General features: G+C 34.0%; 20 protein-coding genes and 2 tRNA genes. 17 read left to right on the top strand and 5 right to left on the bottom strand.

From position 1 onward, the window contains the following. Positions 1-72 precede the first annotated feature (72 nt). Positions 73-612, bottom strand: coding sequence for a translation initiation factor IF-3 (gene infC, locus J3U66_RS01770; protein WP_065633609.1), 540 nt, complete (start codon positions 610-612; stop codon positions 73-75). Positions 613-639: 27 nt separating this feature from the next. Further along, the gene (gene thrS, locus J3U66_RS01765; protein ID WP_267332837.1) at positions 640-2,565 is read right to left on the bottom strand and encodes a threonine--tRNA ligase; all 1,926 of its coding nucleotides are present in this window, start codon (positions 2,563-2,565) and stop codon (positions 640-642) included. 263 nt (positions 2,566-2,828) lie between these two features. Here thrS and J3U66_RS01760 point away from each other — a divergent pair, with 263 nt between their 5' ends. Then, complete coding sequence (locus tag J3U66_RS01760; RefSeq protein ID WP_267332838.1) at positions 2,829-3,278, top strand: YaiI/YqxD family protein; 450 nt, start codon at positions 2,829-2,831, stop codon at positions 3,276-3,278. A gap of 68 nt (positions 3,279-3,346) precedes the next feature. Here J3U66_RS01760 and recO read toward each other — a convergent pair whose 3' ends face one another. Beyond that, on the bottom strand, positions 3,347-4,039 hold the full coding sequence (gene recO, locus J3U66_RS01755) for a DNA repair protein RecO (RefSeq protein WP_267332839.1): 693 nt from the start codon (positions 4,037-4,039) through the stop codon (positions 3,347-3,349). A 158-nt stretch (positions 4,040-4,197) separates the two neighbouring features. On the opposite strand from recO, the gene J3U66_RS01750 reads away from it, so the two are divergent. The 15 genes from J3U66_RS01750 to J3U66_RS01680 all read left to right on the top strand — a co-directional run bounded on the left by J3U66_RS01750 (position 4,198) and on the right by J3U66_RS01680 (position 17,440). Continuing rightward, complete coding sequence (locus J3U66_RS01750; RefSeq protein WP_267332840.1) at positions 4,198-5,826, top strand: Na+/H+ antiporter; 1,629 nt, start codon at positions 4,198-4,200, stop codon at positions 5,824-5,826. Continuing rightward, entirely contained in the window at positions 5,827-6,330 is a 504-nt protein-coding gene (ubiT, locus tag J3U66_RS01745) for a ubiquinone anaerobic biosynthesis accessory factor UbiT (protein WP_267332841.1), read from the top strand. Positions 6,331-6,686: 356 nt separating this feature from the next. Beyond that, positions 6,687-7,745, top strand: coding sequence for an alpha/beta fold hydrolase (locus J3U66_RS01740; protein ID WP_267332842.1), 1,059 nt, complete (start codon positions 6,687-6,689; stop codon positions 7,743-7,745). Between the two features lie 283 nt (positions 7,746-8,028). Continuing rightward, on the top strand, positions 8,029-9,462 hold the full coding sequence (gene sbcB, locus J3U66_RS01735) for an exodeoxyribonuclease I (RefSeq protein WP_267347715.1): 1,434 nt from the start codon (positions 8,029-8,031) through the stop codon (positions 9,460-9,462). Positions 9,463-9,561: 99 nt separating this feature from the next. Then, positions 9,562-10,023: a CidA/LrgA family protein gene (locus J3U66_RS01730; protein WP_267332844.1), complete on the top strand. Its 462-nt coding sequence runs from the start codon at positions 9,562-9,564 to the stop codon at positions 10,021-10,023. Next, the gene (locus tag J3U66_RS01725; RefSeq protein ID WP_267332845.1) at positions 10,020-10,709 is read left to right on the top strand and encodes a CidB/LrgB family autolysis modulator; all 690 of its coding nucleotides are present in this window, start codon (positions 10,020-10,022) and stop codon (positions 10,707-10,709) included. The genes J3U66_RS01730 and J3U66_RS01725 overlap by 4 nt, the downstream gene beginning before the upstream one ends. Before the next feature lies 1 nt (position 10,710). Further along, entirely contained in the window at positions 10,711-11,358 is a 648-nt protein-coding gene (locus tag J3U66_RS01720; RefSeq protein ID WP_267344110.1) for an ElyC/SanA/YdcF family protein, read from the top strand. A 136-nt stretch (positions 11,359-11,494) separates the two neighbouring features. Next, a complete protein-coding gene (gene artP / locus J3U66_RS01715; RefSeq protein ID WP_267347713.1) occupies positions 11,495-12,223 on the top strand; it encodes an arginine ABC transporter ATP-binding protein ArtP in 729 nt (242 codons plus the stop codon). A gap of 23 nt (positions 12,224-12,246) precedes the next feature. Beyond that, on the top strand, positions 12,247-12,981 hold the full coding sequence (locus J3U66_RS01710) for a transporter substrate-binding domain-containing protein (protein WP_267332847.1): 735 nt from the start codon (positions 12,247-12,249) through the stop codon (positions 12,979-12,981). A gap of 86 nt (positions 12,982-13,067) precedes the next feature. Then, positions 13,068-13,844 carry an arginine ABC transporter permease ArtQ gene (gene artQ / locus J3U66_RS01705; RefSeq protein WP_267344109.1) on the top strand — a complete coding sequence of 259 codons (777 nt, stop codon included), beginning with the start codon at positions 13,068-13,070 and terminating at the stop codon, positions 13,842-13,844. A 9-nt stretch (positions 13,845-13,853) separates the two neighbouring features. Next, positions 13,854-14,531: an arginine ABC transporter permease ArtM gene (gene artM / locus J3U66_RS01700; RefSeq protein ID WP_267332849.1), complete on the top strand. Its 678-nt coding sequence runs from the start codon at positions 13,854-13,856 to the stop codon at positions 14,529-14,531. Between the two features lie 5 nt (positions 14,532-14,536). Then, the gene (uvrC, locus tag J3U66_RS01695; protein WP_267347712.1) at positions 14,537-16,372 is read left to right on the top strand and encodes an excinuclease ABC subunit UvrC; all 1,836 of its coding nucleotides are present in this window, start codon (positions 14,537-14,539) and stop codon (positions 16,370-16,372) included. 108 nt (positions 16,373-16,480) lie between these two features. Continuing rightward, the gene (pgsA, locus tag J3U66_RS01690; protein ID WP_267347711.1) at positions 16,481-17,035 is read left to right on the top strand and encodes a CDP-diacylglycerol--glycerol-3-phosphate 3-phosphatidyltransferase; all 555 of its coding nucleotides are present in this window, start codon (positions 16,481-16,483) and stop codon (positions 17,033-17,035) included. 224 nt (positions 17,036-17,259) lie between these two features. After that, positions 17,260-17,347, top strand: a tRNA-Leu gene (locus J3U66_RS01685). 17 nt (positions 17,348-17,364) lie between these two features. Continuing rightward, positions 17,365-17,440, top strand: a tRNA-Gly gene (locus J3U66_RS01680). 291 nt (positions 17,441-17,731) lie between these two features. On the opposite strand, the gene J3U66_RS01675 is transcribed toward J3U66_RS01680, so the two are convergent. Then, complete coding sequence (locus tag J3U66_RS01675) at positions 17,732-18,112, bottom strand: VOC family protein (RefSeq protein WP_267347709.1); 381 nt, start codon at positions 18,110-18,112, stop codon at positions 17,732-17,734. Between the two features lie 126 nt (positions 18,113-18,238). Here J3U66_RS01675 and J3U66_RS01670 point away from each other — a divergent pair, with 126 nt between their 5' ends. After that, a complete protein-coding gene (locus J3U66_RS01670; protein ID WP_267347708.1) occupies positions 18,239-19,198 on the top strand; it encodes a helix-turn-helix transcriptional regulator in 960 nt (319 codons plus the stop codon). Between the two features lie 17 nt (positions 19,199-19,215). Here J3U66_RS01670 and J3U66_RS01665 read toward each other — a convergent pair whose 3' ends face one another. Next, positions 19,216-20,070, bottom strand: a complete 855-nt coding sequence (locus J3U66_RS01665) for an aldo/keto reductase (RefSeq protein ID WP_267344105.1) — start codon at positions 20,068-20,070, stop codon at positions 19,216-19,218. Positions 20,071-20,233 lie beyond the last annotated feature (163 nt).

The following is a 20,233-nucleotide window of genomic DNA, read 5'->3' as shown; positions in this document are numbered from 1 at the left end:
TACTTCGCATTGTTAATAACACAAAATAATGGTGTAACGTTTAACAAAATTAAAAATTAACTTGATGAACCATTATTTCTTCTTCGGCGCAAGCACCATAATCATTTGACGACCTTCGATCTTAGTTGGATAAGATTCGATGATTGCCAAATCAGCTAAGTCTTCTTTAATGCGATCAAGCATTTCAGTGCCTAACTGTTGGTGAGCCATTTCTCGACCACGAAAACGTAGCGTTACTTTAGCTTTATCGCCATCTTCTAGAAAGCGCATCAGGCTGCGGAGTTTTACCTGATAGTCGCCTTCGTCTGTACCAGGTCGGAATTTAATTTCCTTAACCTGAACAACCTTTTGCTTCTTCTTCTGTTCTTTTGTTGCTTTACTCTTTTCATAGAGGAACTTGCCATAATCCATAATTCGACAAACAGGTGGCTCTGCATTAGGGCTTATTTCAACTAAATCTAGAGTTGCTTCTTCGGCTTGCTTTAAAGCTTCATCTAAGCTAACTATACCGAGCTGTTCACCATCGACGCCGGTTAACCTCACCTCGCGAGCAGTAATTTCATCATTGATTTTATGCGCGCGTGTTGACTGAATTCGTTTACTGACTTTAATATCTCATTCCTCCAAATTAATTTATCATTAATTCATCTGTTCTAATGAACGACTATGAATTTCGTTAAGCAACAATTCTATAACATGTTTCACTTCAAAGCTACCAAGATCTTTACCTTGACGAGTTCGAACTGAAATTGTTCCTGATTCCATTTCTTTGTCTCCACAGACAAACATATAAGGAACACGTTTTAGAGTATGCTCGCGGATTTTAAACCCTATTTTCTCATTTCTCAAGTCTGCTTTTGCTCTAATGCCAACTTTTTGTAGTTGCTCGGTTAATTGTTTTGCATATTCAGCTTGATTATCGGTAATATTGATGACAGCAACTTGTAGTGGTGCAAGCCATGTTGGGAAAAATCCTGCACAGTTTTCGGTCAAGATACCCATAAAACGCTCCATAGAGCCTAAAATAGCCCTATGAATCATAACCGGTGTGTGGCGTTCATTATCTTCGCCAACATAAGTTGCATCTAAACGTTCAGGTAACATAAAGTCAAGTTGAACTGTACCACACTGCCATGCTCGACCTAAACAGTCATGTAACGTAAATTCGATTTTAGGACCATAAAATGCCCCTTCACCTGGTAAATATTCAAATTCAATACCATTTTCGGTTAAGCAGTCAGCTAAATCTTTTTCAGCTAAATCCCAAGTTTCATCTTTACCAATACGTTTTTCAGGACGTGTTGATAATTTGACCGTAATATCAGTAAAGCCAAAAGTGCTGTAAGTGTCATAAACCATTTTAATACAGCTGTTTACTTCACCTCGAATTTGGTTTTCAGTACAGAAAATATGCGCATCATCTTGGGTAAAACCACGTACACGCATCAACCCATGCAAAGAACCAGAAGGCTCATTACGATGACAACTACCAAACTCTGCCATGCGCAAAGGTAAATCACGATAAGATTTCAAACCTTGGTTAAAAATTTGCACATGCCCAGGACAGTTCATTGGTTTAATACAATATTCACGATTTTCAGATGAAGTCACAAACATTAACTCTTTATAGTTACCCCAGTGACCCGTTTTTTCCCACAACACTCGATCCATCATAAATGGACCTTTTACTTCTTGGTAGTCATATTCTTTAAGTTTGGTACGAACAAACACTTCAAGCTCACGGAAAATAATCCAGCCATCATTATGCCAAAACACCATGCCAGGGGCTTCTTCTTGCATATGATAAAGGTCAAGTTGTTTACCGATTTTACGATGATCGCGTTTGGCCGCTTCTTCTAAAAATTGTAGATAACTATCTAATTGCTTTTTGTCAGCCCAAGCTGTCCCATAAATACGTTGTAACATTTTATTATCACTATTGCCGCGCCAATAAGCACCCGCAACTTTTTGTAATTTAAAATGATGACAAAAACGCATATTTGGTACATGCGGACCACGACACATGTCGATATACTCTTCATGATGATAAAGTGCTGGCGTTGAATCTTTCGGTATGTTTTCATCTAAAATAGCGATTTTATAAGGTTCATGACGTTCCCAAAAGACTTCTCTAGCTCTTTCCCAACTAACGACTTCCTTTATAACTTCATAATCTTTTTTAGCCAATTCATGCATACGTTTTTCAAGCGCATCAAGATCTTCTTGTGTTAAAGAGTGTTCTAAATCAACATCATAATAAAAACCATTGTCAATTGTCGGCCCAATAGCCATTTTCGTATCCGGCCATAATTGTTTAATGGCGTGACCCAATAAATGTGCACAAGAATGGCGAATAATTTCAAGTCCATCTTCATCTTTAGCGGTAATGATTGCTAATGTTGCATCTTGATCAATGAGGTCACAAGCATCTTTACGCTGTCCATTAACACGCCCTGCAATACATGCTTTGGCAAGACCTGCACCAATACTTTGAGCGACTTCTAAAACAGTAACCGGTTTATCAAACTGACGTTGACTTCCGTCAGGAAGAGTAATAATTGGCATAATAAATCCTTATAACAGTGGTGCGCCACACGAAAGCGCACATGTGTGTAAATATTGCATCTAAAATAATAGATCGCGTATACTACCACTTATCATAAGGATTTCAAATAGAAATAGTGGTCTTATGAATATTAATAATGAATATTTTTTACTATACTGAATCGTATAATTAACATGAAATTTTTAACGAAATTTGCATCTTAAAACGGTTAAACGATTTATGATTGATAGTTGTTTAAGTTGAATGGTTTGTTAATGCTATTATGAACATTTGGATTGATGCTGATGCTTGCCCTAACCCAATTAAAGAAATTTTATATCGAATCGCTATTCGTAAATCAATCAAAATTAATTTAGTTGCTAATCAATGGTTAAATATTCCGCCTTCACCTTTTATTTCTCGATTACTTGTTGAACATGGTTTTGATAAAGCAGATAACAAAATTGTCGAACTTGTTGAATTAAATGATTTGGTCATTACATCTGATATACCTTTAGCATCAGATGTATTAAATAAAGGCGCTTTTGTTCTTACACCTAGAGGTGAAGTTTATACGTTAGAAACAATTAAAGAGCGGCTAGTGATGAGAGATTTTATGGAAACAATGCGAGCAAGTGGAATACAAACTAAAGGACCCGCTCCCTTTTCAAGTAAGGACCGCGAAAAATTCGCCAATCAACTTGATATTTTAGTTAATAGGCTAACTAAATAAAGTTAATCATTTTGATAAGAAAATTATACCTATAATTTAAAATATTTATCTTTAATAACGTTACGACGTTATATTTTTAAAAATAATTCTCTACTTTTAAATGGTTTTGCACCTATATAAGGTTTCAATGCAATTCTGGTAAAACGTTTGGCCGCTTTAAGTGTATCTTCATTATTAAACTGACGTTTGCCAAAAGCTAAAACGTGTTCACCACTAAAACTAGTACTATTTTGCAGTAAACTACTAATAAACCCTTTTTCTGATTGATATTGATAATGCATTGTTTCAACAATATCATCACCGGTTGCACTGCAATGAAAAAAATCAACGTGATAACCTAAGTTTTCTAATAAAGATAGCTCAAAACTACGTAACACATTTTCAGCAGAAACTTGCTGTGCGAGTTGCTGTAAGCTTTGTAAATAGTCATCAAAAAGTGTAGGCATTTCTGTTTCGGCAACTAACACTCGATGGAGTAACTCGTTTAAATAAAAAGCGCTATATAAATGAATTGAAACCAAAGGTAGTGTCAAAGATACCGCTTCAACCTGGCGTAATGTTTTTATTTCACCTTGACCAGAATATTGAACAATTAATGGAGTAAAGGGTTGTAAAATGCCCTTTAACGCGGATTTTTTACGTCTGGCACCTTTAGCTAAAATAGTTATTTTACCTTTATTTTCAACAAATAAATCAGCTAATAGACTACTTTCACTGTAAGTTCTGGTATGAAGTATAAATGCTCTTTGCCAATTTTCCATTAAAAAAGCCTTTTAATTGCGTCGCAATTTTTTATCCACAAGGGTATCTGACCAAAATTTAAGTAATTTTATGAAATTTTCACCTGAAATCTAGCTGAAAATCCGATATAATCAATTGCTAAAAACTACAGGATTATAGGATAAATAAAAGACAAGCTATGGAACTTTTTTCAATAATTTTACTTATAGTATTAATTGTATCACTTTCTGGTGTCGTTGTTAAAATGTTACCAATACAAATTCCACTACCACTTATGCAAATATTGTTGGGATGTATATTGGCAGCGTTTGGTGTTTATGTGAAGTTCGATCCAGAACTATTTCTTGTTTTATTTATACCTCCTTTACTTTTTGCTGATGGTCGAAAAACATCAGTTAAAGATTTCGTCTATAATTTCAGAGAAATTGTTGGATTGGCCTTAGTATTAGTGGTGATATCCATCATTGCATTGGGTTATTTGTTACATTGGATTTTACCAAATGTGCAATTAGCCGCTGGTTTGGCTTTGGCTGCCGTATTATCACCAACCGATGCGGTTGCGTTAAGTGGCATTGTCGGTAAGGGTCGAATCGAAAAAGAAAAAATGGAAATAATTGAAGGTGAAGCTTTAATGAACGATGCATCTGGCTTAGTATCATTAAACTTTGCAATAGCCATCGCCGCAGGCGCGATACAGTTCGATTTATTACAAATTAGCGTGACATTCTTTGTTGTTGCCATTGGTGGATTAGCTATTGGTGTTTTATTTACCTGGTTATATGCACGCATTTTAAGAAAAATAAATAAACTTACCCATAATGATCCGGCAATCCAAATTGTGCTGTTATTCTTACTTCCTTTTGCTGCTTATATTATTGCCGAAGAATGCCATTGTTCAGGTATTTTAGCTGCAGTTAGCGCCGGCATGACAGTTAATCAATCTGGCATGATGAGAAATGCACCTTTAACAGCGCGTTTACAATCAGATAGTACTTGGTCAATGTTAACTTTTGTGTTCAATGGTTTTGTATTTATTTTATTAGGAATTCAATTACCAAGTATTTTAACGAATACTTTTGCTGAGAATCAAACCGATGCATCCATTGAAGTCTGGCAATTATGTTTAATTGTGCTGTTTGTCTTCATTGCTTTAATGGGAACAAGATTCGCTTGGCTTTGGGCAATGAAACATATGCCAACAATGCCATTTGGTACCAAACGCCCTCTTGCATTTCGATCTTATTCAACCCGAGATTTGTTAATTTCAACTTTTGCAGGTGTACGCGGCGCAATAACCCTTGCCGGTGTTCTCTCTATTCCAATGACAATCGGCGGCCGATATCAACTTGTCTTTATAGCAACAGGCATTATCCTTATTTCATTAATTGCCGCTGTGATTATATTACCGATATTATTAAGAGGTAGCGTCATTTTAGATAATTCCGAACAAGATAATGAAATTCTTACTGTAAAAGGTCATATGGCCGAAGAAGCCATTGTCAGTTTAGAAAAAATGCAAAATAACTTATTACAAGAAACAACTGAAAACAGCATGGATCAAGAAATTGTTAATGAAGTCGGTTCTCGTGTTATCGGTTCTTTAAGACGTAGAACGGGACTGAAGGACTTAGAACAAAAAGCACTTGAAGCCGAAAATCTTGAAAGGCGCATGCGTTTAGTTGCTATTGGTGCAGAGCGTACGTCGTTATTACAAATGAAAATTCGTAATGAAGTGAGTGAAGAAGTTTTCGAGCATTTAAATACAGATTTAGATATTTATGAAAAAATGATTTCTGGGGATGTATAAATGATTAGCAATCATCACTTATTAGGAAAAATACACTCAACATTTGTCGACAAAGCGCCTCAAATGTTGGGGGTAACGTTGCGTTGTATTCCTTTCAATTTAAAAAAACAAGTTATCGAACAATTGTTACAATTACAATTTAAGCATTCACTTGAGGATGGAGATCTTGATTTTTTAGAAAATCGTTGGCTCAAAATCGAAGTGACCGATTTACAACTAGTCTGGTTTGTAAGTCTGATTGAGAATAAATTAGTTGTTAGTCGTGAAGAGATTGCTGATGTTAGTTTTATAGGTAATGCAAACGATCTAATTATGATAGCAACTCGACGACAAGATCCTGATACATTATTCTTTCAACGTCGATTAATTGTTGAAGGCGATACTGAACTAGGTTTATATGTCAAAAATCTTATGGACTCGATTGAAATAGAAGCCATGCCTAAATTTTTAAGGATAACACTCGAAAAACTTGCAGATATTATCCAAACCGCACCTCAGAATTAAGTCAATTTGCTCAATTTTAAACAAAATTGAGCAAATAAACGTTTCAAATACGACATTCTATTTTCAAAAACTAACAATAAATTATTTACTGTTATTTAGCTATCATTAAATAAACAACTAATTATATGTTTTGAGCCATAATAAATTTCTTAAAAATGGGGTTCTGTTTATTTTTCCTCTATTTATTAGACTGTTAGAAGCTTAAATTAGACATAGCATTATCTCCTATATAGCGTTATATTTAAAGGGTGATGAAATAATTATCAGAGATATGACGAGTGTTCACTCCCCATGAACCTTAATCTTTGTTAAACAATTTATCAGCAAAACGGAAAAATATTACAGGAGGAACCTTTATGTCTTTGATGAAAAAATTAATGATAAGTATTGCGATTGTTACAACGTCATTTTCTAGCTTTTGTCTCGAATTTAATAATCAGCTTGAAGCTGACTACAACATACCTAATTTCAAATTTAATGATGGAAACACGGTCGAAAATTTACGAATACATTATACAACTCTTGGTAACCCAAATGGTAAACCAGTGCTAGTCTTACATGGTACAACGGGAAGTGGAAATGCAATGTTAAATAAAAGTTTTGGTCATGCCCTTTTTGACAAAGGTATGCCCTTAGATGCTGAAAAATATTATATTATTCTTCCTGATGCTATTGGTACGGGTAAATCATCGAAACCTTCAGATGGTCTAAAAAGTGATTTTCCACATTATGATTATACCGATATGGTAAATGCGCAGTATCAACTTGTAAAAAACGGTTTAGGAATAAAACATCTTACACTAATAATTGGTAATTCAATGGGTGGCATGGAAACTTGGAAATGGGTTACCCTGTACCCTGATTTTATGACTGCAGCAGTACCATTAGCATCCACACCAGCAGCAATGTCTAGTCGAAATTGGATAATGCGAAAAATGGTCATTAATGCAATTAAAAACGATCCTGATTGGCATAATGGCTTTTATGATAAACAGCCGACAAAGTTCCAAACTGTTTATAATTACTACAATATTGCAACCGATGGGGGGGATATCGCCTGGCAAAACCAAGCATATAATACCGAAATAACTGAACAGATTTTGACAAAAAAACTTAATGAACATGTGACAATGGATACTAATGATTTTCTATACCAATGGGATGCAGCAAGAAATTTCGATCCATCGAACGATTTAACAAAAATTAAAGCCCATCTATTAGTGATCAATTCAGCTGATGATGAAAGAAACCCTGCAAAAACTGGCGTGATGGAAAACGCATTAAAAAAAATTCCTAATGTTAAATATTTTTTAATCCCTGCCAGTGATAAAACTAGTGGACATAGTACAACCATGAAAGCGGATTTATGGAAAGACCAATTATCCACATTTCTTGAAGAAAACAAAATCAATTAATAATCGTAGTTTAATAAAAGTGGGTAATGCATTTTTACCTACTTTTTTCGCTATGTCATAATTGGTTTATTTAAGCCCGAAACACTTACCATTTGTTACAATGTCACAAAAAATATAATTCTCAATGAAATAATCCCCAAGAAAATACTTAGATTCTGTTATAATCAGCTAATTAACTAGTAACATTACTTTTTAGCCATTAAGCTGTCATTTTGAATATCAATAATCAATTATAAAATCATGCAACTTGGTTGACGGCTATAAGGCAGCAAAAACGATAAAAATGAAAAACAACACCGAATTCCCTACTTTTTACTTTCATGATTATGAAACTTTTGGTATCAATCCTGCTTTGGATAGGCCAGCGCAATTTGCTGGAATTAGAACAGATAGTGATTTTAATATCATTGAGGAACCTTTAGTCATCTATTGTCAAATTGCTCAAGACTATTTACCAAATCCAGAAGCGGTATTAATCACAGGAATTACACCACAAAAAGCAAATTCGAAAGGTCTGTGTGAAGCAGAGTTTACCAAATTAATTCATCAAGCATTCAGCCAAGCCAATACCTGCATCTTAGGTTATAACAATCTTCGTTTTGATGATGAAGTGACTCGCAATATTTTATATCGAAATTTTTATGACCCTTATGCCTATAGTTGGCAAAATGGCAATTCTAGGTGGGATCTTCTTGATGTTGTGCGTGCTTGTTACGCCTTAAGACCTGATGGTATCAATTGGCCTATTAATGATGCGGGTTTCCCAAGTTTTCGTTTAGAGCACTTAACAAAAGCCAACAATATTGAACATGAACACGCGCATGATGCGATGTCAGATGTTTATGCGACTATCGCTATCGGTAAATTAATTAAACAAAAGCAGCCTAAATTATTTGATTATTTTTTTAAACTTCGCCATAAAAATAACGTTGCGCAACTTATAGACATCATTAACATGACACCAATAATACATGTATCGGGCATGTTAGGTAGTTATCGAGGCAATATAACCATCGTGAGTCCAATAGCTTGGCATCCAACACAAAATAATGCGGTTATTGTCTGTGATCTTACTGGTGATATCGATTCAATCATTAATTTACCAATTGAACAAATAAGGCAAAAACTGTACACCAAAAACGAAGATTTAGCATTAAATGAATCGCGGATCCCATTAAAACTGATTCATATAAACAAATGCCCTATCGTTGCACCATTAAAAACCTTATTACCTGAAAATGCACAAAGGTTAAATATTAATGTAGCGCAATGTTTAATCAAACAGCAACAGTTATTTAAACATCAACACGCTTTACAAAACAAGATGAGAGAGCTATTTAACTCAACTGATGATTACTCCGCTAATAGCGATGTTGATGCTCAAATTTATGCAGGATTTTTAAACAACCAAGATAAATTACGGTGTGAAACTATTCGTACGACACCAATTCAATCACTTGAAAATTTATCAATGAATTTTGATGATGAACGATTAAAGACATTATTCTTTCGTTACAAAGCAAGAAATTATCCTCAAATACTAACCGAACAAGAGCGTATAATCTGGCAGGATTATTGTCAACATAAACTGAATATAACCAAAGTCCAAGATTATCTGTTAACATTAGAACAACTTGCTCAAACCTATATACAACAACCTGAAAAACTGAATTTAATTAAACAACTTTATCATTATTGCCATTATTTAGTTGGATAATTAAATTTGAGCGGCGTATCATATAAAGAAATATTCATATCATTTCTAAACTTTGAAGTGATCATCATTATCAAAGAAAAATTAATTAGTATTAACGTTATGAAACATTTTTTAGCAAAGCATGCCACAATCAAACACCGTATATACTCTTTATACTACACGTTATTTAGTTATGGTCGAGGATTACTCGTATTAACCGCTTGTTTATGGGTAGGTAATATCATCTCACTGATATTACCAATTATGATTCCAGGCAGTATTATTGGACTACTAATTCTGTTTTTCTTATTAGCTTTTCAATTAATTCCAACTTGTTGGATTAAAAACAGTTGTAATTTATTCATGCGTTACATGACCCTGCTATTCATCCCTGCTGCAATGGGGATTATGGATAATTACTCGTTATTATTAGACAACTGGCTCCCAATCATTTTTGGTAGTGTGGGTGGCTCAATTATTGTCTTATTATTAACGGCCTTTTTGACAGAACATTTACATAATAAATCAACAATAAAAGCCGCCAAAACAGTATCAGAAAATAATGGGGATAAGCAATCATGATATGGATGTTACCTTTAACGCTTTGTGTATTTCTTATTATTCGCAGAATTTCAATAAAAATTAAATCGCCATTATTTAATCCATTGGTGGTTTCTGTCATTGTTTTAATTCCTATTTTACTCATTACAAAAACTAGCTATATTCAATATGTAAATAACGTACAAATAATTAATGACTTACTACCTTATTCAGTGGTCGCATTGGCTTATCCTTTATACGAATTGATACCACAAATCAAAGCACGCTGGAAATCAATAATGCTAATCACCTTCACTGCATCAATCGCCTCAATGATAACGGGGGTATGCATCGTATTTTGGTTGGGGGGAAGTCATGAAATTGCGGCATCAGTTTTACCGAAATCAGTAACCACAGCTATTGCTGTAACTATCGCATCCAATCAAGGCGGCGTCCCTTCAATTGCTGCACTTTGTGTTATTCTAGTTGGCACCTTAGGCGGAATCTTTGGTCATCAATTATTAAATATGGTAAAAATTAAATCTGCTTCAGCAAGAGGTCTTGCAATTGGTGCGGTTTCACATGCTGTTGGTACTGCTCGTTGTATCGAAGTTGATTATAACGAAGGTGCATACAGTTCTTTATCTTTGGTACTATGTGGTATTATGACATCATTGACAGCACCTTTTTTATTCCCAATAATGGTTTTTATTTTTGATTGGTTATAGCATGAACTTAAAAAAGCTATTGGCTTATTTTATCGGATTTTGCTTTATTATAATAACGTTGATTCTTGGTCTTGATTACTGGATCAGTTATAAAACTGCGCCTTATATTTATCAAGACGAAAATCAACTACCGCATCGAGCTATTGGTGTCGTTCTAGGTACATCTAAATATGTACGAGGCGGCGGCATAAATGGATTTTATCGAAATCGCATAGATGGTGCCATAAACCTTTATTGGCAAGGTAAAGTGGATTACCTTCTGCTTAGTGGTGACAATGCATTACTCAGTTATAATGAACCAATTACAATGCAAAAAGATCTGATTAAAGCTGGTATTCCAAAAGAATCTATTGTTCTTGATTATGCAGGCTTTAGGACATTTGATTCGGTTGTTCGAGCAAATAAAGTCTTTGATGCCAATGATTTTACGATTATTACTCAAGAGTTTCATTGTGAGCGAGCAATCTTTATTGCATTAGCACAAGGCATTCAAGCACAATGTTTTGCAGTCCCCTCTCCTGACAATATGAAATTAGTAAGAATTCGTGAAATGTTTGCTCGTGTCAGTGCTTTTGTCGATCTTTATATTCTTAATCAAAAACCAAAATATTTAGGGCCAGTCATTCCTATTATTGCCCCTGATCGTTAACTTTGATGATCAGCATCTTAAAAAAATGAAAAATGTCGAACAAAACCAATAATTAATTTTTTGTCTCATTTTTGTGATTGCATTTTTATGCAAAAAAAAGTAATATTTAGTCAATTTGAATTTAAGAAAACGAATAATGAATATTGAATTAGACCATATAAACTGTTTTTATGGTACCCACCAAGCTTTAAATGATGTTTCTTTATGTTATCCCCTTGGCGAAACCATTGTTTTGTTAGGACAAAGTGGTGCAGGAAAAAGCTCTTTATTAAAAGTATTTAATTTACTTGAAATTCCAACATCAGGTAAAATGACAATTGCTGATTCTCATTTTGATTTCTCAACTAAAATTAGTGAATCAACAATACGACAATTACGTAAAAATGTTGGTATGGTTTTTCAAAACTACAATTTGTGGCCACATTTAACAGTACTAGAAAATTTAATTGAGGCGCCTTGTCAAGTTTTAAAGCTTTCTAAACAAGAAGCCAGTGACAAAGCTATGTCGATTTTAGCTCGGTTACAAATCGATGAAATGGCACATCGCTACCCACTTCATCTATCTGGCGGTCAACAACAACGTGTTGCTATCGCTAGAGCATTGATGATGGAACCAAAAATTTTATTATTTGATGAACCAACTGCGGCTTTAGATCCGGCAATTACATCGCAAATAGCCGAGATTATTAATGAATTATCCCAAACAGGGATCACACAAATTATTGTCACGCATGAAGTTGATTTTGCTCGAAAAGTGGCTTCACAAGTGATTTATATGGAACACGGTAAAATTATTGAGCAAGGACAACTAGAATGTTTTGCTCATCCAAAAACCGAAGAATTTAAATCTTATTTATCACATTAATTAATATAAAATTGGGTGGATATATGAAAAAAACGTTACTAGCCATTTTGCTTGCAGGATCAGCTTTTGCTGCTCAAGCTGCAGAAACCTTAACCATTGGTACAGAAGCGACTTATGCGCCTTTTGAGTTTACCAACGAAAAAAATGAAATTGTTGGATTTGATATTGATGTGATTAATAAAATTTGTGATGAAATTAAAGCATCATGTAATATTGTTAATCAATCATTCGATGGATTAATTCCTAGTTTAAAAACTCGCCGTATTGATGCTGCAATTGCAGGTATTGATGTGACACCAGAACGCCAAAAACAAGTGGATTTTACTAAAATATATTATGATGATAGTTCTATTCAATTTATTACGCTAAAAGATTCATTAACCAGTTTAGATCAACTAAAAGGCAAACGAATTGGTATACAAAAAGGGACAACTTATTCAAAATATTTGAATGAAAAATATCCTGATGTTAAAGCCGTAAGTTATGACAGTTATCAATTTGCTTTTTTAGATTTAAAAGCCAAACGCATTGATGCGATTGTTGCAAGTTCATTTGTTGCTGGTGACTGGCTAGGTAAAGATAGTGAAATTGTCGCATTAGGTGATAAAATTACTGATCATGAATTTTTTGGTGAAGGTTTAGGTATAGCATTACGTAAAGGTAACGATAAATTACGTGATCAATTTAACCAAGCTATTGATAAACTGAAAGCAAATGGTCAATTAGACGAAATTTACAAAAAATGGTTTAATAAATAATCATTAAACTTTAATTTAGACTTTATGATGACCTCGCCGCATATTTTGCGGCGAGTTTATTTTTTTAATTTAACAACGGTTTTTTTATGTCAGACTTTCTTGCAAACGGGATGAACTGGATCTTATCATCAATGGATGGTTATATTTTGCCGCTTACTAAAGCGACATCTATTACCTTGTCATTAGCGTTTATATCGCTAATTGTAGGCATGTTTTTTGCGTTTATTTTTACAATTTTAGAATCCGTTCCTTTTAAACCAGTTGCATGGTTAATGTCACTGTTTAACTTAACCATACGTGCCCTACCAGAACTTTTGATAGTGGTAGCAATTTATACAGGATTACCTTTGCTATTAATGGCATTAGATGATGGTTTTTCTATATCATTAGGTTTTACATCATTCACACTACAAATGAATATCGAAAATACAAAACCCGATCCTTTTTTATGTGGTGTGATTGCCTTATCATTACTTTATGCTGTTTATGCATCACAAACATTACGAGGGGCATTCAAAGCGATTTCAAGTGGACAAAAACAGGCAGCACAGGTGCTGGGATTAAGTAAATCACGTACTTTTTTCCGTATTATTTTGCCTCAAATGTGGCGCCATGCTCTACCTGGATTAAGTAATCAATGGTTAATTTTACTAAAAGATACAGCACTAGTGTCAGCCATTGCTATTGATGATTTAATGATGCAAACGAAAACAATTATAGCTCGAACAAATCAACCCTTTCTCTGGTATTTTATTGCTATGATTATTTACTTGGTTATTTCGATTTTAAGCCAAAAAGTTATCGGGCGAATCGAAAAACGCTCAACCTATTTTGAACAATCTAATTCTGCTAATAACCAGTAAGGTCAATTTATGTTTGATAATTTTATTTACTATCTTAAAATCATTTTACAGGGGTTACCTAATACACTAAGTTTGGGTATTTTAGGGATCTTATCTGCTGGTTTATTAGCAATAATCTTTTCTTGCTTATTATCATTGAATTCGAAAGTATTAACTAAGGCAATTCGAACCTATATTATTATATTTACGGGTTCACCACTGCTAGTCCAATTATTTTTAATTTATTATGGACCATCACAATTTGGTCAAACGTTAAGTCATGTACCAGCATTTTATGATCTTATCTCCTCGCCTTGGTTTTGTGCTTACTTAGCTCTGACACTTAATAGTGCAGCTTATACTACTCAGATTTTTTATGGGGCTCTAAAAGCAGTGCCACAAGGGCAGTGGCAGGCTTGTAAAGCTTTAGGTATGAACAAATGGCAGACGTTGAAAGTTGTTATGCCTTATGCATTAAAACGATCATTATCAACCTATTCCAACGAAGTGGTTTTTGTAGTTAAAGGCACTGCTCTAGCGTCTATGATACCGGTAATGGACATTATGGGATACAGTAATGAATTAAATGGTGATTACTACGACTTTTCAATTTTTATTGTTGCAGGCTTAATTTATCTCTTGATAAATGGTTTATTAAGCACCATTATGAGAGTTATAGAGAAAAAAGCCCTCACATTCGAAAACTAATAAATATGAGCCAATTTGATTCGACATCTTTTTTAAAAACTGTTCCCCATAAACCGGGTATTTATCAGATGTTCAATGATAAAGACACGATTATTTATGTGGGAAAGGCCAAAGATCTCAATAATCGATTAAAAAGCTATTTTAATAATAGTAAAAAAACGTTAAAGACCGATAGACTGGTAAGTCACATTCATCGAGTTGAATTTACTATTACTAATACCGAAACAGAAGCTTTATTACTCGAACAGACTTATATTAAAAAGCATCAACCTCGTTATAATGTACTATTAAAAGATGATAAAAGTTATCCCTTCATCAAATTAAGTAAAGAACGTCATCCCCAATTATCACTTTATCGAGGGACAGTTAATCGCAAAAAAGATGAATTTTTTGGTCCTTACCCAAGTGGCTATGCAGTTAAACAAATTCTTGCACTATTGCAAAAAACGTTTCCGATAAGACAATGTTTAAACTCGACTTATCGTAACCGTACTCGCCCTTGCTTACAGTACCAAATAAAAAGATGCTTAGGGCCTTGTGTACCAGGGTTAGTCAGTGATGAAGATTATAACGAACAGGTTAATTATGTAAGATTATTTTTATCGGGACAATCTGAACAAATTTTACAAAAAATAACTGAAGATATGCAAACAGCAAGCCGCGAATTAAATTTTGAAAAAGCAGCGGTATTACGTGACCAATTACAAGCTATCAAACACATTAATGAAAAACAGGCCATTTACAATAATAATGATAATCTTGATGTAATTGGATTCCATTATGAACTCGGTTTAGCATGTATCTATGTATTATTTATACGTAATGGACAAACCTTTGGACATCGCTCCTACTTCCCTAAAGTTCCATCAAATACGGAATTAGAAGAAGTTATTGAAACATTTTTAGGTCAATTTTATTTACAAGGAAACCAAAATCGTAATATACCTAAAAAGATTTTACTCAATTTTTCATTATCCGATAAACAGCCAATGGAAGAGACACTGTCACTTATTGCTGAACATCAAGTTAAACTGATCGATGAGCCCAAAGGAGACAATTTAAAACTTTTGAATATTGCAACAATCAATGCACAAACAGAAGTTAAAAATAAACTGCTAGAAAATTCCACAATTAAACAACGTTATGATGCCTTACAAACGTTTTTAGGGATTAAAAAAATTAATCGCATGGAATGTTTTGATATCAGTCACTTTATGGGAAAAAACACTATTGCATCTTGTGTAGTTTTTGATGACAAAGGTCCAGTTAAATCAGAATTTCGCCGTTATAATATCACCGGCATCACACCGGGCGATGATTATGCAGCAATGCAACAAGTGTTAACACGTCGTTACAGCAAAAAAGATCTACCTGAAGAAAAGATACCCGATATTATTTTTATCGATGGTGGTAAAGGTCAACTTAACCAAGCTCTACAAGTTTTTGAACAACTCGATGTAAATTGGGATAAACATCACCCTATTTTGATTGGTGTAGCCAAAGGGGCTGAACGTAAAGAAGGATTAGAAACACTCTTTTTTGAAGCGCATGGAATAGGACACTATTTAGATGACCATTCCCCTGCACTATTATTAATTCAACAAATACGTAATGCGTCACATGATCATGCCATTGTTGGTCAACGCAAAAAAGGGGTAAAACAGCTCACTGACAGTGCTTTAGAGCATATTGAGGGCGTGGGCGGAAAGCGCCGACAAGCATTACTTAAACATTTTGGTGGTTTACGAGAATTAAAAAACGCCAGTATAGATGAAATTGCACAAGTGCAAGGGATATCTAAATCTTTAGCTGAAAAAATTTATCTCAATTTGCAACAATAACACATTGAAAAATTAAAATTTTTCAGGCAACATAATCATAATAAAAACACTGTTTTTTTAATTGTTACTAATTATTTGATTAATCAAACAAAAAAGAGCTTATGTCACATGAAAATTAATTTCCCTACAGTTTTAACCTTATTCCGAGTTATATTAATTCCTTTTTTTGTGATGGCTTTTTATCTATTTCCGCATGAGTGGTCAGGTTTTTTTTCTGCCTTAATTTTTTTAATCGCAGCAGTCACTGATGTGTTAGATGGTTACCTTGCGCGTCGTTTAGGTCAAACAACAAAATTTGGTGCTTTTTTAGATCCTGTTGCCGATAAAATTATGGTCACTATTGCTTTAGTTTTGATTACTCAATACTACCAATCGTGGTGGATCTCTATTCCTGCAATCATTATTGTTTCAAGGGAAATCATCATATCAGCATTACGTGAATGGATGGCTGAAATAGGCAAACGCGGTAATGTTGCGGTATCTTCAATCGGCAAAATAAAAACTATCGCACAAATGACAGCCTTGACTTGGTTACTCTGGCGGCCTTGTGATATTGTTATTTATGCAGGTCTTGCAGCTCTTTTTCTAGCAACAATTTTAACTTTAATATCCATGTTACAATATTTATGGATAGCACATAGCGATCTGTTGGATGAAGAGTAATTTATCTAAAAATCACTAAAAACCAGCTTTAGTGTAATTTTGTGATAGTCCATTATATTCACAAAATTACACGCCCTTTTCCCCAAAAAACACAATATTAAAACAACAATAAGTTAAACATTGAACAATTAAACAATTAATCAAAAATATCTGTTGACTGAAATCATAAGATAGGTAAAATGCACAGCATTCAAAACGAATTACATTTTAGTAAGCAGTTTTGAGCCCGGGTGGTGAAATCGGTAGACACAAGGGATTTAAAATCCCTCGGCCTTTTTGGCCGTGCGAGTTCAAGTCTCGCCCCGGGCACCATTTAAAACACGTCTAATGCGGGAATAGCTCAGTTGGTAGAGCGCAACCTTGCCAAGGTTGAGGTCGCGAGTTCGAACCTCGTTTCCCGCTCCAATATCACAATCCTGTATAATCTATTAAAGTCCGCAAAGTTCAGATATTGATTGATGCCTACTGATTCTGAACTGAAATGAAGTTTAAGCGATAGCTTATTTAAATACATCGACATTATTAATGTATCTTGCAATTCAAATTATCACCTCAATCCCAAACATATTTTTCCTAAGCAAAATCCAATTCACGAGATGCTCCCGTGCTCAACCCTATTTTTTTATGAAATGAAATCCTCATAAACTATGGCTACAAAATGAAGTCCCCATGGTTTTAATTTCTAAAGATATTATTTCACTCAAACTTTGAAGTGTCGGTAGCACAAACACGGAGTCGATGACCATCAGGATCATTTCCTACAAATGTGTATCCGAAATCGAGCATTTGAGGTTCGAGTTCAATTTTGACGTTTAGTTCTTTCCATGTCGCATAAATCTCATCTACTTCATTTTTTGTTACATCACTAAATGACAGCTCAAATCCCCCATAATGATTAGGTGCCTTTGGTGTTATTTTATCGGCCTCTTGAAGTCCCAAAATAAAACCATCATTCAATAAAAATACAGCAAAGCCAGGATAAGTTTTAGCTGGTGGACTCCCTAGTATTTTTGTGTAAAACTCTGTGCTAGCATCGACATCTTTGACATAAACAATAACGCTATTAGGTTTAAACATTTTTCTTTCCTTTTAGTGATAAAAATTAGTTCAATCAATTTTAGTTATCTCTATTTTGATGTAGCATTGCTGACAACTGTATGTCATATTTAAAATTCAATCTAAATTATTTTGCAAACATAAAGCATGAAAATTAATCGTATAATTACTACCATCATGGTATTGCTACAAAGAGAAAAAATAACTGGTAAAGAATTAGCAGAAAAATTAAATGTATCATTGCGTACTATTTACCGAGATATACAAGTTATCGAGGGAGCGGGTATACCCATTATTACCTATCAAGGAAGTGCCGGTGGAATAAGTATTTTAAAAAATTATAAAATTAGTAAAGGTCTATTCACTAAAGAAGATGTCATTGTTTTATTAAAAGGCCTCAACTTATTATCTTCACCGGTTTTAAAAGAAAGTGAAAATTTAAAAACACTCGAGAAAATAAAGAGTTTTTTATCAGAACAAGAACTTGATGAAGTGACAAATAACTTAAATCAACTTATTGTTGATTTATCGCCTTGGTTTTCTAAACAAAATATTGATAACAAAATATCTATTATAAGACTGGCACTGAAAGAGCAAATGCTTTTATCGTTTGATTATTTAAGTGTTAGGAATAAACAAGCCTCACGTTTAATTGAGCCATATAAACTTATTTTTAAGGAAAAAGAATGGTATTTACAAGCTTTTTGTCTAACTAAAAATGACTTTCGTGTATTTAAATTGTCAAAAATGTCAAACATTAGAAAAACAAACACAAAATTTATTAAGCAGACAACGCCTGAAGCATTCTCTTTATTCCAAGCGGATATGAAAAAAAAGAGTTTTAAAATAAAATTGCTAATAGATGAATCGCTTTTGGAACGTATTTTAGATTTTTGTGATGAAAAAGATATTAAGAAATTAAATGGACAACAGTATCTTGTAGATTTTAACTTTATTGATGATGACTACAGTTATGGCATTTTACTAAGCTTAGGTCATAAATGTATTTGTTTAGAGCCTGAGCATATACGTCAAAAACTCGTTGAACGAGCGGAAAAATTAGTTAAATCTTACAAAGAAACTGTCAATCCATTTATGTCAAATTAGCCTCAATAACTAAAAATTTAAACATCTAATCTCCGGCTGGTTAACCATTTTACTTTTTCCGGGTCTCGATGATCAAAAAATTGACTTGTATTTGTATCAAGCGCTGCTATTTGTTGCATATCTTTATCTGAAAGCTCAAAATCCCAGATATCTTGATTTTCAACTATACGCTCTTTACGCACAGATTTAGCCAAGCTTGCAATGCCTCGTTGTGCTAACCAACGTAATACCACTTGCCCTATTGTCTTACCATATTTAACGGCAATTTGACCTAACACAGGATGCGAAAATAAACCATTTTTCCCTTCAGCAAAAGGCGCCCAGGCTTGAGGCGTTATGCTCTCTTTTTGCATATAAGGCACGGCTTCAAGCTGTTGTTGGAATGGGTTAACTTCAATCTGATTTACGGCAGGAATAATAGAATGAAATGCAGTTAAATCAGCTAATCTATCAGGTTGAAAATTACTGACGCCAATAGCACGAGCTTTACCTGCTGAATAAAGCTCTTGCATTGCTTGCCAGGCACCATGAACATCACCATAAGGTTGATGAATTAAATATAAGTCAACATAGTCTAATTGCAAACGATTTAATGAACGTTCAAATTGAGCCTTAGCACCATTGTAATTGGCATCTTGCAACCATAATTTAGTGGTAATAAATAATTCTGCTCGATCAATCCCATGTGCACGAATAGCATTACCAACTTCAGTTTCATTTTGGTAACTTGCAGCTGTATCAATCAACCGATAGCCAGAATCAATCGCATCATGTACGGCTGTTTCACACTCTTTCTTATCGGTCATTTGAAAAACACCAAACCCTAAGATAGGCATCTCGATACCATTATTTAATGTTATTGTTCTTTTCATAGCTCATACCTCAGTTATTATAGTTAGCTTATTATTAAACAGCTTACTACAATGATAAAGTAGGTAATACAACATGCACTAATGAAAATTTTTCATTTATCCTACTTTTTAATATGTCAATGATTGCTATTGATGGAATTTTTTTAACGTAAAAACTCAATAT

This window comes from Gilliamella sp. B2969, from assembly GCF_026536195.1.
Lineage (GTDB): Bacteria > Pseudomonadota > Gammaproteobacteria > Enterobacterales > Orbaceae > Gilliamella.
The sequence above is the reverse complement of the archived record's forward strand: the minus strand, read 5'-3'. Positions and strand labels throughout refer to the sequence as shown.